Genomic DNA, 16159 nt, shown 5'->3' with positions numbered 1-16159 from the left:
GTTCAATAATTCTAATCCTTTGGTAGTCCTAAATCTGGCAAGCTTTTTACAATTATAACGGTTTCTAAGCTGACGGTGATTACTTGTTTGATTAAGCGCACGATGTATTCTTCATCATCGAGTCGGTTGGGATCGTTGGTGATCCCGCTTCGTTTATCGGTGCTGATTTGGTATTGATCGACGATCCAATCTAGGGCGGAACGGTTGCCGAGGCGATATTCTAATACTTCTGGGGGAATGCCTGTCAGCGTCAGGAAGTCGTTATATTTGATTTGGGTTTTGTCTTTGCTGAGGCGCATTTTTTCGACTCGCCAATCTATCGGGAGGTCTTTGTTTTCAATATGTTTGAGGCGATATTCGGGTTGTTGTTCGTAGTTGATATGGATTTCGGCGAGGCGTTTTCCTGCTGTGGCAAAAGGATTAAATTCTGGCGCGAAGGGGATGCGCGGTAGTTCGCGTTTGAGGTTAGCGGCGTAACGTTGGCGATAGTGGGGATGATGGAGTAGGGCGTAGGTGTAATGGAAGATGTCCCATTTGGTAATCTTGGGATCTTGATAATGGGTGTGAAATTGTTCTAACGCCCAATCTGTAATGTTTTCTTGACGATTATTTCCATCTTTATCATAAATATAGAATGGGAAACATTGAGTAGGACGACCACCTACGTCCATACAAGGAATAGTATTTAAGATTTGAACAAGGAAAGGGACTTGCGAATGATTTGTTATAGCAATTACTTTGTTTTCTATTTCTACGTTCAGAGTGGGGAAGAACCGAGCATTACTACCTGCTTCATCAATAATCACATCATCAAAATATAGAAATCTTTTAGTGAAAGGTCTATATAGACTTAATCTTGCTTTAGATGAGTTAAAATTTAGTTTTTTATAATTCTTCAGCGACCGCTTTAAATTGCGGCTCCATTTTACATTTTCATAGTCAAGAAAACTGTCAATATCAATAGGTTTTATTGAATCATGATAACTAATGAGTTGAGTATTGTAATCACTACAAAAAACCTCTACTCTTTTAAGTAATTCGTCAAGAGTGAAATCATAGACTACTGAATCTCGATTAGTAGAAACTCCTAAAGAATAAAGTTTAAAAACTGCTTCATCTTTATTCTGACTACTTCCTGATTTAACTTCTTTACTTCCTAAAGCAATAAAATTAAGAAAATTATGGCTCATATTTTGAGTTAACCAATTATTTTGACTGTCAGGAATAAGTTCTTGCCATTCCAAGTTATATAAACTTTGAGCATTTTCCAAGATCGTGAATTTATCTTTTCGTTTTGCTCTCCAGTCAACCTCTGAATACAGTAATTTATGCTCATCTATATTTCGCTTCTTTACGAAAAATGTTACGGCAACTCCTACCATTGCAGACAAGCCAAATACAGTATGTTTTTCACCAAGAGGAATTCCATCCCTCATTGAATCCTGTCTAATATCTCCCTTTAAATCCAAAACATAAATAGTGTTGAAATCTTTGGACAGATGATTTCTCATCGAATCAAAAGCTTTCTTATCTAAAAAACTGTTGTTAGTAACAAAAGCGACTATACCTTCATCCCCAATTCGATCGGATGCCCAACGTATAGCTTTAACATAAGGATCGCTGAGCTTGCTGAGTAGACTAGCTCTTGAATCTTTAGCATAGGTATCTGAGACTCTATCATCTACACCTTTTCTATCGGTTCTTTTATATTTACGATTTTTGTTATTGTCATTTTCATCAACTTGGTTGGTATTGTATGGTGGATTACCAAGAATCACAAAAATTGGAGATTCTTGCTGTCTTTTGACTCTTTGTGTATTTTCTGGGACAAACAACGATAGCTGTTGCTCATCAATCATTTCAAAAGTATCAACTAAACAAATCCCCTCAAACGCCTCATACTTTCCAGTCTGCTCAAAATACTCATGCTCAATATTCATTGCAGCAATGTAATAGGGCAGCAACATCACCTCATTGCAATGCAACTCATGCTCATATTTATGAGGCAAAGCCGACTTCTGGATTTCCGCAATCTCACGCATCACCCGCATGATGAAATTTCCCGTTCCTACAAACGGATCGAGAATATGCACACCCTGATCTATTAGAGACTTGCCAAACTCCCGTTGCAAAATCTCCTCCACACTCTTCACCATAAAATTCACAATCGGCTGTGGTGTATACACAATCCCATGCGTATCCGCCACCTTCGTCGAAAAGCCCTGAAAGAACTTTTCATAAACTGTATTCAGAAAATCTTGCTTTTGCGAAAAATCATCAATCGTTGCAGCCGTCTCCTCGATCGCCCCATAAAACCGATCCAAACTACTCAAAAAATGAGCGCGGCTGAAATGCTTAGAAGTCAAGGCATTGATCACTTTCTCAATCTCAACCGCAATAATATTCCGTTGAGCAAAATCTGGATTATTGAACACACTCCGAAAAATCCGTTCCGTCAATAAATGTTGAATCAACATCTCCTCAACCGCAGACTCCGATAGATTCGGATTAATCGACTGACGGCAAAGCTGCATAAATGTCGCAAACGCATCGATGAATTTTTTGTTAGTCTTCTCCTGTGTACGGATTAACTCAAGTAGCGCCGTTGCATGATCCTTTACGCGATCGCCAAATTCCTCAGCAGCTTTTTCCCATTGCGCGATCGCAGGCGCACGATATTCAAAAAACTGGCGCACCACATCCACCAATTCCTGATCCTTGGTAATGTCTACATCCATCACCAACTTGCCATCTTGATAAAGAATGGCGCGATCGGGCTGCTGAAAAATAATATTGTCTTTGGGATAGCCCACCGCAAATTTTTTCTGAACTTCCTTCTTCAGATCATCCTTACTATCCTTCGCTTCCCAGTAAGCACGCGGTAAATGATAAATATCTACCAACGCCCCATCGATGCGAATTGGCTGCTTGTTCGATCGCTTAATTGCAAATTGCTGTTCCAAAGTCCATTCAAACTGTCGCCCACAGGACTCCAGCAATTGCTGAAAAGCCGATAACACCGCCCCTTCATGGACTATACCTAACTTGGCGTAGCGATCCAACGCTTCATAGTAATTTTTGATTGGCTTGTGCGATGGCTTGAGGCTAAGACTAGGCATATTCAGTCTGTATGAGATAGGGGATAAGACTACTATAAACTAACTGCGAAAATCTGGCGATCGCCGATTTTTGATTTTGTTTAACTTAAGATGGATGAGTAATCATTTTATTCCTGGGTTGAATAGACATCTCCAGAAATCAGAGATCGACTCAAGCATAGCCAGGGCTTGAAATTCATTTTTGGAGATGTCTAATAGGCGAATTCATTAAACAATCGATCGCACCAATCCACCCTCGACTCGCAAGGCAGCACCATTAATTGCAGAGGCTAAAGGACTAGCAACAAATGCAACTAATGCAGCAACTTCAGACGTTGAAGCAAATCGCTGAATCAGGGAAGATGGACGAGTTTTGGTGAAAAATTCTTTCTCAACTTGTTCGGCTGAAATATTTTGCTCTTTGGCAAGTCCCTCGATAAAAGTTTCCACTCCTTCGGAACGAGTTGGCCCTGGCAATACTGTATTCACGGTGACACGACTGCCTGCGGTTGTTTCAGCTAAACCACGAGCCAAGGCTATTTGTGCAGTCTTGGTAACGCCATAGTGAATCATTTCAGCGGGAATATTCAAGCCAGATTCACTAGAGATGAAAATAATGCGTCCCCAATCTTTTTTTAGCATCAAAGGTAAGTAATGACGCGAGAGCCTGACACCGCTCATCACGTTTACTTCCATAAAGTTCATCCACTCTTCATCGGAAATATCTTCAAATGCTTTAGCGCCATAAATTCCCAAGTTGTTGACCAAAATGTTGACTTCTGGCACTTGTTGAAACAACAATTCAGCTCCTGCGGTTGTTGCCAAATCGGCAGTAATTCCCTGAAGTTTGGCATTGGGGACGCTTTGCTGAATGCTTTTGAGGGCATGGTTTACCCGCTCTTCCGTTCTGCCATTGATAATGACAGTTGCTCCTTCCTGGGCAAGTGTCGTGGCGATCGCTAATCCAATGCCGGCGGTTGAACCGCTGACCAATGCAATCCGATCTGATAGTTGGAGATCCATACTTTCTTAAACCAAATAATGTATAAGCGATCTAGGGTTTCAACTTGCTACAATTAATGAAGCAAGTACCCACTCAATTAGTGGCTACCCATTAGTGTCAACTTAAGCCTGAAAGCTTTGGTATTTCTCGCTTTTACCTAAGTCTAGATCCCCCTAAATCCCCCTTAAGAAGGGGAGTAGGGGTTGACTTTGAAAAGACTCCTATCCCCCCCGACCTAATGGGGGCTAGGGGGGATCTAGATTTAATAGTCAAACAACAGTCTTTGACTGGGTTTGACGTTAAGTTGACACTAATGGCGGCTACCTAGTCCAGTTTCACCACCATTTTACCCACATTTTTGCCTTCAAAAAGACCGATAAACGCATCCACCGACCGATCGATTCCTGCCACCTCGGTTTCCTTATTCTTCAATTTTCCAGCTTGAAAATAGCCGCCCACTTCTTGTTCAAATTCACTCTGGCGATCGAGCCAATCGCGAACAATTAGCCCTTTCATGGTCAAGCGTTTGCCAATCATATTAAATAGATTGGAAGGGCCAGGCTGGGGCTTTTCATCGTTATAACCGGAGATGCTGCCACAAGCGATAATCCGGCCGTGTACCCGTAATGCCGAGAGCGCCGCTTGCAGCGTTTCGCCTCCTACATTATCGAAATAGACATCAATTCCGTCCGGTGCTGCCTGATTCAGTTGTTCGAGAATAGGGCCGGCCTTGTAATCGAAGGCGCTATCAAATCCGCATTCTTCCTGCAGAAACTTGATTTTTTCCATTGAACCGGCTGAGCCGATGACATGGCATCCGCGCAATTTCGCTAGTTGTCCGGCGACATTTCCCACCGCGCCTGCGGCTCCCGAAATAAAAATAACATCGCCGGCTTTGACTTCTACCAAATTCAACCCAACCCAAGCAGTCATACCTGTCATGCCGAGGGCACCGAGGTAAACTGAGAGCGGTTGAATGTCGCGGCTAACCTGATGCAAATCTTTTGGTGCAGCGATGAAGTATTCCCGCCAGCCATAGTTGGAAGTCACAACATCACCCGGCTTGAATTCCTGGGCACGAGACTCGATTACCTCGCCGACTGCGCCGCCTTCGAGTGCTTTTCCTAACGCGAAGGATGGAACATAGGATTTCCCCTCGTTCATGCGACCGCGCATATATGGATCGACTGACATATAGAGATTGCGAACGAGGACTTGCCCATCTTGAAGTGGCTTTAGTTCTGTTTGCGCGATCGCAAAGTTATCTGCGGTAGGAATCCCCTTGGGGCGAGAGACTAGCCGAATCTCGCGCCTCACGATATCTGTCATAATTTTCTCCTTGTTGGGTAGATTTTCCGAACTCGATCGACTTAAGTTTGAGCGGTTGTTTTTAATATTTGCTAAAGGCATTGATGCCCAAAATTGCATTTATTTGATTTAACTTTATCTGGTTTTCTTAATAAAAAAGAAAACGAAAAAGATTGAGATTACTGCGGGTAGGACGTGTTTTATCTACCCGGAGATATAGCTTAAAACAGGGGGAAGAGCATTTAAAGTTCCCCCAATTTGACTGCTATTAAGCACACACTTTTTTGACGCTGGGCAACTGGCTAACCTTATCCCACCACGTCCGTAGTTTCGGCGTTTGAGCGGCAATCACCTCAAACTCTGGAGTTTGGGACAAGTAGATAAAGATCGGAATTAGATAGAAATCAGCAATGCTCGCTTCGCTGCCGAGCAGATAGGGGCTACCCGCAGCTAGCGACTCGATCGCCTCTAGAGCAGTTTTTGCAGGCGCGATCGCATTTTTGACTTTAGCCTCATCTGTCTTACCACCCTGGCTAGGCACAATCAATCGCTGAAGCACAATAGTGCCAATGGCAGGAGCATAGAAATAGCTATCAATAATTGCCATGATTTGACGCATCCGAGCTTGAAGCATGGGATCGGAAAAGCTAAACTTGCGATCGCCTAAAGTAGCATCAAGGTATTCAGTAATAGCAGCCGTTTCATAGAGCAGTTCCCCATTTATTTCCAAGGTGGGGACTTTACCAAAAGGATTCTTAGCCCGGTACTCTGCGGACTGGCTTTCACCATTGAAAATATCAACGCTTTGGAGGGTATAGTCTGCGCCTATTTCCTCAAGTAGCAGCCGGACTGTACGGACATAGGTACTGATGGGTGTTCCCCAAACAATAAGTTTTGACATGATTTATCGCTCCTGAATCAAAAATTTAGCCGTAGTTAAAAATACTGTCTCGCGCCAAATCCTAACGATTAACCGTACTCATATCGGGGTAGCGATCGCCCACCGCAATTCCTAATGGCAGCACTTTGGCGATTTGCTCTAGTTCTGCTGGAGTCAGCGTCACAGCAGCGGCCGCAATGTTTTCTTCTAAATAGGTGCGGCGTTTAGTGCCTGGAATTGGCACGATGTCTTCGCCCTGCGCCAAAACCCACGCCAGCGCCAACTGTCCGGCTTTGATGCCCTTAGCGGCTGCCATCTGCTCGATTTGCTCGACGAGTTCCAGATTTTGCTGGAGATTCTCGGCTTGAAAGCGAGGATATCGTTCAGCCCGATAGTCTCCTTCAGATAATGTGTCGAGACTCTTGATTTTGCCTGTGAGAAACCCGCGCCCCAGAGGGCTATAAGGCACAAATCCAATCCCTAGCTCTCGACAGGTGGGCAAAATCTCGGTTTCTGGCTCCCGGCTCCACAGCGAATATTCTGTCTGAAGTGCGGAAATAGGATGCACTGCTTGGGCGCGGCGGATCGTGGCGCTGGCGGCTTCGGAAAGGCCGAGGTAGCGGACTTTTCCGGCTTGAACTAACTCTGCCATTGCACCTACGGTTTCTTCGATCGCAGTGTTGGGATCGACTCGGTGCTGGTAGTAAAGATCGATCGCATCTACGCCCAGACGCTTGAGACTGGCATCACAGGCTGAGCGGACATATTCGGGTTTGCCGTTGACACCCTTAAAGCTGCCGTCGCTACCGCGCACATTGCCAAATTTCGTGGCGATGATGACTCGATCGCGATGCCCTTTAATCGCTTTGCCGACTAACTCCTCATTGTTACCGACACCATACATATCAGCCGTATCCAGCAAAGTCACGCCTAACTCTAAGGCGCGATGAATAGTGGCGATCGATTCTGACTCATCAGTTGTCCCGTAGAATTCGGACATCCCCATGCAGCCGAGTCCTAGTTCCGAAACCACTAATCCTTGATTCCCCAGTTTTCGCTCTTTCATGATGTTCTGTGACTCTAAAGTTCTTGCTTTGTCGGACGGATAATCATTTCATTCACATCAACATCAGCGGGCTGCTCGATCGCATAGGCGATCGCCCTAGCAATAGCATCTGCATCAATAGCTATTTCATAAAGTCCATTCATGTTAGCTGCTGTATCTTCATCGCTAATAGTTGTGAGCAACTCAGTCGTAATGGCTCCTGGTGAGATATTAGTCGATCGAATTTCACCGTTTGACTCTAATCGCAGCCCTTCCGAGATCGCTCGCACTGCGAACTTAGTAGCACAATAAACCGCCGATCCGGGAAACACTTTATGTCCGGCGACAGATGATAGGTTAATGATGTGACCGGACTTTTGCTGGCGCATAGTTGGCAACACGGCCGCAATCCCATAGAGAACGCCCTTGATGTTGACATCAATCATTTGATCCCACTCTTCCACCTTGATTTGGTCGAGGGGAGAGAGCGGCATCAACCCCGCATTATTGATTAGCACGTCGATTCGGCCGTAGGTACTCAAAGTTTCCTTGGCTAAGGTTTCCACCTGTGCGCGATCGGTGACATCCGTTACTAAGTAGGTTGCAGTTCCTCCCGATCGGGCGATCGTGTCAACCAGTTCTTTGAGCCGATCTTCGCGGCGGGCAGCTAACATTAGTTTGGCTCCACTAGCAGCAAGTCGCTTCGCTGCCGCCTCACCTAATCCACTGCTGGCTCCGGTGATGATTACCACTTTGTTTTGAATCTCAGACATCTTGAATCCTGCCGGTTATTGAGTATGGAGCGTGAAACATTGGGTGCTGTTTAAGTTGAACTCAGGATTATTCTACCAGCTCAACTAGCTTGTAGCTGAATCAATGTTTGTGTCCCAGCAGCGTCACTAATCCGAATCGCCACAATCACACCGTTTGAGTTCTGTCCCGTTAAAACTTCTGTTGGTGAATCGATCGTGTGAGCATAAGTCACCTCATCTTTACCCACTTCAATTACCAAATCATCTCCTTTGCCAGGGCGATCGTAAACCATCGCATGAAGAGGTGCATTCTTAATCAGTTCTGCATCACCGAGTTCTGAACCGATGATTTCGATCGAAATATGCCGTCCGCGATTGCCATCAGTAAACTGATCGAAAAATTCACCCCAGCGCTCGATCGGCACAGATTTGTTGATGTCAATTTTATTTGTCATTTCCATTTTATTCACCATGATGATTGTTTGTGAGAAAAAAGTAGTAAAAACAAATTGGGTTGGGATCATCCCATTTTTGCTTTCAGATCGTGGACGGTTGCATCAGAATCATATATTTGGATGATATAGCGTGCGAGCGTCTCGGTCGCGGCATAGCGTGCGAGCGTCTCGGTCGCACTCCTAAAAAACGCTTGTCACCACATTGGGATGCTCCCATTGTTTTTTTTGCAGTCAATTGAATGTTTGCACAATTTGCCCCATCTGATCTCTACCTTTCGATTGAATGTTTGCACAATTTGCCCCATCTAATCTCTACCTTTCGATTGAATGTTTGCACAATTTGCCCCATCTAATCTCTAACATTTGAATGTTTTAACGAAAAGTTAGACTCAACCAAAATAAGGTATAGCCTTTCTGTGCTCTGGTATGAGGTACTATCCGGGATTGGCCCGCGCAGGGCATTGGGCGAGCGCGAAGCGGAGGGATTGGGCATAGGGCATAGGGAATAGGGCATAGGGCATATCTCACTTTTGTGAGAACCGCTATACTATGCCAAATTAATTTCGCATTTTTAAATTCTGTATCTTTGATTTAATTTGGCACAGAAGCAAATGAGCTGTGACAATATTTTTGCTTGCGCTAATTGGTTTAAGTAAATACACTTCACCCTTTAACTTCAATTATTATTAGGCGAAGCTTGTTAAAAAAAAAACAATTTGAAGTGACTCATTTGGCGATCGTTCTGCCACTGCAATGTAGTTTATTATCAGGCTATTTTTTATGATTGGCGAGGGTATCGTTCTTCAGGAAGAGTTTTTATAAAAGCAGAGTTATATTTAATTTGTGATTCTTAGCAAGTTATTAGTTTAAACCTCTTCGTGCTAATGTTTGAACCTCTGTTCGCAGTGCGTACATTTCTGCTTGTAGAGCTTGATATCAAATCCGGTAGCATCGGAATTATTCATATCTCTATTCTCTCTCTCTGTGTCCTCTGTGTTCTAGCGCCGGTTAAATCATTCCGATGCAACCGGAAACGATATGATAGGTTCGCTATACCTCATAACGCATTTGATGCTTGTGTAAAGCATCAACTATTTAAAAGTAACTTTCGAGCAGATCGTACTAACCGCCGATCGTGGTGCGATCGCCAATGATGTTGAAGCGATTTCCAAACAACCAGAGAGATTGTGTCATGAGATTGCTCCGATTGAGTCAATAGCTTGGGAAGATTCGGACCCGATCGCTTTTGCATCAACTCTTTTCATCCATTTGGTGTACAAGTTTGACTCATAATGGAGCGATCGTTCTTGAACACCTCTAAAGTCCCCTTCCCTTGATGATCTGCTTTACCACCAAGCACTTGATATTTATAGTTGCCATTCTTAAACTTATAAACTTGAGCCGATCCTGTATCTTCTCTAGTTCCCTTACCCAAACTCAAATTACCTTGAGGACTTGTAGAACGGTAGAGAAGTTCGCCCGAATCATACCTTTTCCAAACATTAACATTGTATCCACCTTGGCACTTCAAACTGAGTACCAAGTCAGCAGTAGAGTCAGCCGAAGCTGGTAAGACGAGATAAGTTGAAACACCAGTCATCAAACCAAGCAGTAATGCAAATCGCTTCAGTAGTGTTTTCATAGTTTGCTGTTGTAGTTTTGATTGTTTGCTTTTCTACCATCATCTTGACTTTGAGCATTCATTAGCGCGACAAATACCTCATAAGGTACTTGATGGATGGGACTTATACGCCCTAAGTTGTGCTCGTAATTGGGCAATTTCAGTCGCCATATCTAACACCATTGCGGCTCCGACTAAGTTCAGTCCCAAGTCTTGACGCAACCGCTGAATCTGAGCAATTCTAGCAATCTCGCGGGAATGCAGCAGGTCGCCAATTGGTTCGATTACACCTAATTCAACATAAATTTTCACAAGCGTAATTGAAGTTTCAGTTACCAATGCAGCATATTCAAAGGTGTAGAGTTGTTCACCTTCGGGTGAAACCACAATTTTTGAAAGGCTAAAGCTCATAACTTAATTTCCTCTAACTGAGTACGCGGGTTAAAACTCGTATTTGCCTGGATTTTTTCGTAGCATTCTTGCTCGATCGCACTTAAGTCTTTCGGCGTGACAATTAGAAGTTTGGCGAGTAAGTCACCGCGTCCCCCTTTTTGCAATGTCCAGCCTTTGCCGCGCAGTCTTAACGATTGTCCCGATCGCACTCCTTTAGGCACTTTCATTGTAACGCTACCATCGGGAGTTGGAACACTGATTTCTGCCCCTAAAACGGCTTCATCGGGGCGAATTGGAAGGTCACAAACGAGGTCATCACCCTCGAATCGAAAGAAGGAATGGGGCAAAATCTCGATCGTTAAATACAAATCGCCGCGCTGTTGAGAGAATGGACTAGGACGACCTTTACCTTTGAGTCGAATTCGACTACCGGGTTTTGCGCCTGCGGGAATGCGGACGTTGATTGTTTCATCGTCGAGTTGTAGCCGTTTCTGGACACCGTGAAATGCTTCGGAAAATGTGAGCGCGATCGCAGCTTCGGTATCCGGGGCTGGCGCTTGAGAACGAAATCCGTCACCAAAATCATTAAAGCCATTGGTCGCAGTTTGATAGTTCTGGGTTCTACGTTTCGATCCACCTTTCATTCCCCCCAGCAAATCGTTGATAAATGAATCAAAGTCCTCGTAGCGATCGAAGTCTTCCGCCGAAACATTAGTTCCTCTAGGAGTTGGCGCTTCAGTGTATCCCGGCTGATTCCAATGTTGACCAAAGCGATCGTACTTTTGCCGGTTCTCTGGATCGGAAAGTACCTCATTTGCTTCGTTCAAGTCTTTGAACTTTGCCTCTGCATCTTTATCCCCAGGATTGAGGTCAGGATGGTACTTGCGGGCCAGTTTGCGGTAAGCCCGTTTGATTTCTTCAGGAGTTGCAGTTTTGCTCACTCCCAGGATGGTGTAATAGTCTTTAAAATCCGTTGCCGTTGGCATCACTGACCTCTCAATATGTAATGCTGTTATCTGAAATACTATCTGAAATGCTAAAAATGATGATTCATCTAAACTTAATTTGAATTCAAAAAAATGACTGATAAACTAGGTGGGAGTTGTCACTGCTCCAGAATTTCTGGAGCGTGAAGTGTTGATTATTTTATCCTAGTTTTTCCATAGTCCCTTACTTGTTTTCATCTCTGACTCCTGGGAAAATTTATTGACTATTAACTGAGCTAGATAGAGGTGGGTCAGTTCTCTGATTTTCTTGGTCGTGCAGCCGTCCGAGAGTGCTATCGATCGATCTGGTCAATTTATCGGCAGCCCCGTCCACAGCTTGGTCTAAGGTCGCTGCCTGATGTGTTGCCGCGAGGGGTTGGTGTCCTTTGAGGCGGGCTTCGATCGTGCAGCGCATATCGTCATCGCCGCCCTTCTTGTCGCTGTTCTCATCGCTCAGGTGAACATCAACGTGAGTGATGCGATCGCCCAATCGGCTTAGACTCTCTGCAACTACACCACTAACCTGAGTGGCTAGTGCTTTGTCACCTTCGATGTTATGTCCGGTATGAATTTGGATTTGCACGATGTTCTCCTGTTGTATCCTGTGGTAATTGTGATTGGCTTAATATTTAGATGGAATGACTAGGATCTGGCTGTCTGTCTTTCCAACCCTTGACATTCCGTGCTGCGCCCCACTTCCAGTTGCGGATTTCCGGCAAGTCTTCGCCGTGCTTGTCGATGTAATACTTGTGCTCGATCAACTTGTCCTGCATCATCTGCTTGAGATAGTCTCCCTTACTACCCAAATGCAGCAGACGATCGACTACATCTTGCACCAGATGAAAGCGATCCAGGTCATTTTGCACCCTCATGTCAAGTGTACATAGATGAAGTTCTGTCCAGGTGTTGTACCCCAATTTCCAACCACTAATGGTTTGACGTGGGAGAGTTGCAGAGGCTGCTTCAGCAATGGATTGTCGTAGAGATAAATTTGCCCAACTGACAGATAGTTGGCGGCACGCCAGTAGGCATCTATTTTGTGGAGTAGTTCTGGGGAAAGAGTGTTTGTTTTTATGGTTAATTGCCCAATTTCTAAGCCCGATAAACCAGTCCGATCAATTGTATTCACGGTTTTTATCTCTTTATTTATCTTTATCGGGATTTGTATCTTTTATGACTAAAACAGAACAATTCGCGCGATCGACCACATGATTGCTGACACTACCTACGAAAAATTCTGCGATCGCAGAGTGGTCATGCCGACCCAGTACGATCAGATCGGCATTCCACTCTTGAGCAACACTAGAAATCGTTGCCCCTGGCTCACCAAAATTGTGTTGGTATTCAGCAGGAATATTTCGGGCAGTTGCGCGATCGCAGTATTCTTGCAACCAAGTTTTTGCCTGCTCAATCTGTAGCTGAAGCGTTTCGTCCTGGAGTAATTGAGAAAACCCAGTGTTGATTGGATAGATTCCAAATGTCCCACCTGACTGTAATCCTGGATCGATCGCAGTCAAGTCTGCGAGGCAATGAAGGATCATCAATTTAGCTTGCTCTTGCTGCGCTAAATTGAGTGCGCGATCGAACACGATGGATGTTAAAGGAGAATGATTAATGGCAACTAGAATGCGTTTGAAGTTCATTATTTTGAGCCTTCAGGTTAATTTCAGTGTTGACTAAATCTGCTATTTGTAAAAGTTGAATTATTTCCTTGCGGCTAGGATGTAAAGCTAGTTCCGGGGCTGAAATTTTTGCCCAAGATGAACGTAGCGCAAGAGCCAGTAAATGCTTAAGCCTAAATCCGCAATTCCCTCAATCACGGATAGTAAATCTATCCCTGACTTGAGATTGAGGTTGAGATTTTGTTAAAGAATCGCGAGTCCTAAAATCAGTGCAGAAATAATGGTTAAAGTAAAATGTATCTAAAATTCACTCTAGCCCAATGTTGGCAGTAAACTAGCAGTTTTGTGTCTCTCTAAAGGATGATATTTTGATTGTAGGTAGCTAGATATAAGGCATTGCTTTCTAAATCTTTGCTTTGACAAATAGTAGGTGTGTCAAACAGTGTCCATTAAAGATAGCCGTGCGAGGCAAGCAGTAATATTAGTAGCATCATCCCTCCATTACCCATCATTCCTCTCGGTAAGGACACACCAGTGGCAGTAATATTCGTGCCGCGATCGCTGCTAGCTGTTCAATAGATGCGATCGCCATTGGAGTTAAAGAATACCCTCGCATCTTTGACATTAAAACCTTGCTATGGTATGATATACATGAATAGAGCAAGATAGTGATTAGAATAGTGATCAATAACCAAACTAAGATAATTTACTGGGTTTGAGCGATCGCCCGAAAATCACGACTCACAGGAATGGCGATCGCTAATCTCAACCAATTTTCATCCTTATTTCTGGCTTTCCAGAATTTTCTTCGCAGTTAAAAGTTCTTGATGTTGCTCTTTGCTGAGCGTAGGATACTTGAGATTCAGTTCCTTTAACTGCGTGTAAATGATGCCCGCCACAACTAGGCGAGTAAACCATTTGCGATCGGCGGGGATAATGTACCAAGGAGCATATTCTGTACTGGTATGATTAAACATATCCTCATAGACAGGCATATAGTCATCCCAAAAGGCACGCTCTTTCGCATCATTCACAGAAAATTTCCAATTCTTTTCAGGGCGATTAATCCGTTCTAGAAAACGTTCTTTCTGCTCCTCTTTGGATACATTGAGGAAAAACTTGAGGACGATCGTCCCATTATTGACCAGATGCTTCTCAAAGTTGTTGATTTCCTCAAAGCGGCGCTTCCAAATATCATTATCAATTATGCTAACAGGGAGCGGTCGCTGCTCTAGGATTTCTGGATGCACTCTTGTTACTAAAATTTCTTCGTAATAAGAGCGATTAAAAATTCCAATTTTTCCTCTTTCGGGTAAAGCCTTAGAACATCGCCACAAATAGTCATGATTTAACTCTTCCGTAGATGGAGCTTTAAAGCTATGCACCTGACATCCTTGAGGATTAATCCCAGACATAACGTGCTTGATGGTACTATCTTTTCCCGCAGCATCCATCGCCTGAAAGATGATTAGCACAGCGTGGGTATTTTGGGCATAGAGAATATCCTGATATTCAGCTAACGCCTCAATACCTTCCTTTAATTGACCTTTAGCTTTCGACTTTTTGAGGCGATCGGCTTTGTAGCCTGGGTCATAGTCTTTAGTAAGGGAAATCTTCTGTTCTGGTGGAACAATAAAAGGACGAATCAAATCGTCAAGATTTTCGATGGGAAATGGGTTTAAGGATGAATCTGTCATACTTTTAATTCTACCCTATTAAGGTAATGTCTTGAGATAAGCGATCGCGTCAGCTTGTCATGAAGGTTTTGTATAGAACCCATTTGGGATCTTAGATATTGAAGTAAGATGAATTCGCAAGTGATTATTGAAGTTTTATCGAACTCTACAAAAACTTACGATCGCAGCGGTAAATTTAAATTTTATCAAACAATTCCGACATTGCAAGAGTATATTAGACCTGTTGCAAAAGTCAAATTTACCCCCCTTAGTCCCCCCTTATTAAGGGGAGAAACAAGAATAATCTTGCTCCCTCCCCTTAATAAGGGGAGGGTTGGGGTGGGGTGCTTTGGATTTTTGCAAAAGTATATTCTGATTGACCAGTCTCAGGTTTATGTAAACAGTATTGTAAATTGGCAAACAAGCGGTGTCGTAACGTCAATATGACGAGGAAGAAGCGGCGCTAGTCTTTAATTCCTTTCAAGTAGAAGTGCTGCTTGTAGATGTCAATAGAAAAGTATATTTTGCGACAAAAAATGAGCTAAAAAATGAGATTGAGAAGAACAAAGAGGAATAAGGGCGATCGCTTGGTTGGGAATGTGCGTTATCATTTAATTGAGCGATCGCATTCAAAAAAGTATTTGTTCAACATCCTTGTGGGAGAATATCTTCATGACAACCACTTTGCCAACAACCGAGCAACGTTACTTCACAGAAGAGCAATATTTAGCACTGGAAGAAACAGCCGAAGATAAAAACGAATATCTCAACGGGGAAATTATTCCTATGACAGGCGGATCTACAAATCACAATCGGCTCGCAGGAAACGTTTACATTGCTTTAAATTTGGCTCTTCCAGAACAAGAGTATGATGTCTTCATCGGTGACGTGCGTCTGTGGGTTCCAAAAGTGCGACTTTACACTTATCCCGATGTAATGGTAATTTTTGGGGAACCTGAGTACCACAACAATCGCACAGACATGATTACTAATCCTCAAGTGATTGTGGAAGTTTTATCAAAGTCTACTAAAAATTACGATCGAGGTGACAAGTTTAAATTGTACAAAACTATTCCTAGTTTTCGAGAATACATTCTGATTGACCAAACACAAATTAATGTTGAGCAGTATTCTAAAACCGAGAATAAAAGATGGTTGTATTCCGAGTATGATGAGGAAGATACCGCATTAGTGTTTAATTCCTTCGAGGTTGAAGTTCCTCTATCGGCTATTTATAAGAAAGTCAATTTTGAGGAAGTTGAAAAAGAGAATAATCAGAATGAGGTGTGAGGGCGATCTCAGTTGCCTCGTGTTAAACTG

Annotated in this window: 16 protein-coding genes; 1 reads left to right on the top strand and 15 read right to left on the bottom strand. The window is 43.5% G+C overall.

All coding sequences use genetic code 11. The features are described from left to right. Positions 1-11: 11 nt before the first annotated feature. The 15 genes from QT998_RS12740 to QT998_RS12670 all read right to left on the bottom strand — a co-directional run bounded on the left by QT998_RS12740 (position 12) and on the right by QT998_RS12670 (position 14860). A complete protein-coding gene (locus tag QT998_RS12740; RefSeq protein WP_333115437.1) occupies positions 12-3119 on the bottom strand; it encodes a type ISP restriction/modification enzyme in 3108 nt (1035 codons plus the stop codon). Between the two features lie 207 nt (positions 3120-3326). Then, a complete protein-coding gene (locus QT998_RS12735; RefSeq protein WP_333087349.1) occupies positions 3327-4121 on the bottom strand; it encodes an SDR family NAD(P)-dependent oxidoreductase in 795 nt (264 codons plus the stop codon). A gap of 304 nt (positions 4122-4425) precedes the next feature. Continuing rightward, positions 4426-5529, bottom strand: a complete 1104-nt coding sequence (locus QT998_RS12730; RefSeq protein WP_333218026.1) for an NADP-dependent oxidoreductase — start codon at positions 5527-5529, stop codon at positions 4426-4428. A gap of 148 nt (positions 5530-5677) precedes the next feature. After that, the gene (locus QT998_RS12725) at positions 5678-6310 is read right to left on the bottom strand and encodes a glutathione S-transferase family protein (RefSeq protein WP_333115441.1); all 633 of its coding nucleotides are present in this window, start codon (positions 6308-6310) and stop codon (positions 5678-5680) included. 61 nt (positions 6311-6371) lie between these two features. Then, on the bottom strand, positions 6372-7355 hold the full coding sequence (locus QT998_RS12720; RefSeq protein ID WP_333115443.1) for an aldo/keto reductase: 984 nt from the start codon (positions 7353-7355) through the stop codon (positions 6372-6374). A gap of 14 nt (positions 7356-7369) precedes the next feature. Then, positions 7370-8107 (bottom strand): SDR family oxidoreductase, encoded by a 738-nt coding sequence (locus QT998_RS12715; RefSeq protein WP_333115445.1) that lies wholly within the window; start codon positions 8105-8107, stop codon positions 7370-7372. 80 nt (positions 8108-8187) lie between these two features. Continuing rightward, positions 8188-8541, bottom strand: a complete 354-nt coding sequence (locus tag QT998_RS12710; RefSeq protein ID WP_333218024.1) for a DUF5335 family protein — start codon at positions 8539-8541, stop codon at positions 8188-8190. Between the two features lie 1261 nt (positions 8542-9802). Then, positions 9803-10183, bottom strand: coding sequence for a hypothetical protein (locus QT998_RS12705; RefSeq protein WP_333115448.1), 381 nt, complete (start codon positions 10181-10183; stop codon positions 9803-9805). A 78-nt stretch (positions 10184-10261) separates the two neighbouring features. Further along, positions 10262-10573 carry a chaperone modulator CbpM gene (locus QT998_RS12700; RefSeq protein WP_333115450.1) on the bottom strand — a complete coding sequence of 104 codons (312 nt, stop codon included), beginning with the start codon at positions 10571-10573 and terminating at the stop codon, positions 10262-10264. Further along, positions 10570-11541 carry a DnaJ C-terminal domain-containing protein gene (locus QT998_RS12695; RefSeq protein WP_333115452.1) on the bottom strand — a complete coding sequence of 324 codons (972 nt, stop codon included), beginning with the start codon at positions 11539-11541 and terminating at the stop codon, positions 10570-10572. The genes QT998_RS12700 and QT998_RS12695 overlap by 4 nt, the downstream gene beginning before the upstream one ends. Positions 11542-11758: 217 nt before the next feature. Beyond that, positions 11759-12124: an HPF/RaiA family ribosome-associated protein gene (locus QT998_RS12690; protein ID WP_333115454.1), complete on the bottom strand. Its 366-nt coding sequence runs from the start codon at positions 12122-12124 to the stop codon at positions 11759-11761. A 46-nt stretch (positions 12125-12170) separates the two neighbouring features. Then, positions 12171-12407 carry a hypothetical protein gene (locus QT998_RS12685; RefSeq protein ID WP_333115456.1) on the bottom strand — a complete coding sequence of 79 codons (237 nt, stop codon included), beginning with the start codon at positions 12405-12407 and terminating at the stop codon, positions 12171-12173. Positions 12408-12409: 2 nt separating this feature from the next. After that, the gene (locus QT998_RS12680; RefSeq protein WP_333115459.1) at positions 12410-12670 is read right to left on the bottom strand and encodes a hypothetical protein; all 261 of its coding nucleotides are present in this window, start codon (positions 12668-12670) and stop codon (positions 12410-12412) included. Positions 12671-12683: 13 nt separating this feature from the next. Further along, a complete protein-coding gene (locus QT998_RS12675; protein WP_333115462.1) occupies positions 12684-13184 on the bottom strand; it encodes a universal stress protein in 501 nt (166 codons plus the stop codon). A 761-nt stretch (positions 13185-13945) separates the two neighbouring features. After that, positions 13946-14860: a polyphosphate kinase 2 family protein gene (locus tag QT998_RS12670; protein ID WP_333115464.1), complete on the bottom strand. Its 915-nt coding sequence runs from the start codon at positions 14858-14860 to the stop codon at positions 13946-13948. Between the two features lie 651 nt (positions 14861-15511). Between QT998_RS12670 and QT998_RS12665 the strand changes: the two genes are divergently transcribed. Continuing rightward, entirely contained in the window at positions 15512-16129 is a 618-nt protein-coding gene (locus QT998_RS12665) for a Uma2 family endonuclease (RefSeq protein WP_333115466.1), read from the top strand. The last annotated feature ends 30 nt before the right edge of the window (positions 16130-16159 follow it).

Source organism: Microcoleus sp. S1D4 (assembly GCF_036700765.1).
GTDB lineage: Bacteria > Cyanobacteriota > Cyanobacteriia > Cyanobacteriales > Microcoleaceae > Microcoleus.
The sequence above is the reverse complement of the archived record's forward strand: the minus strand, read 5'-3'. Positions and strand labels throughout refer to the sequence as shown.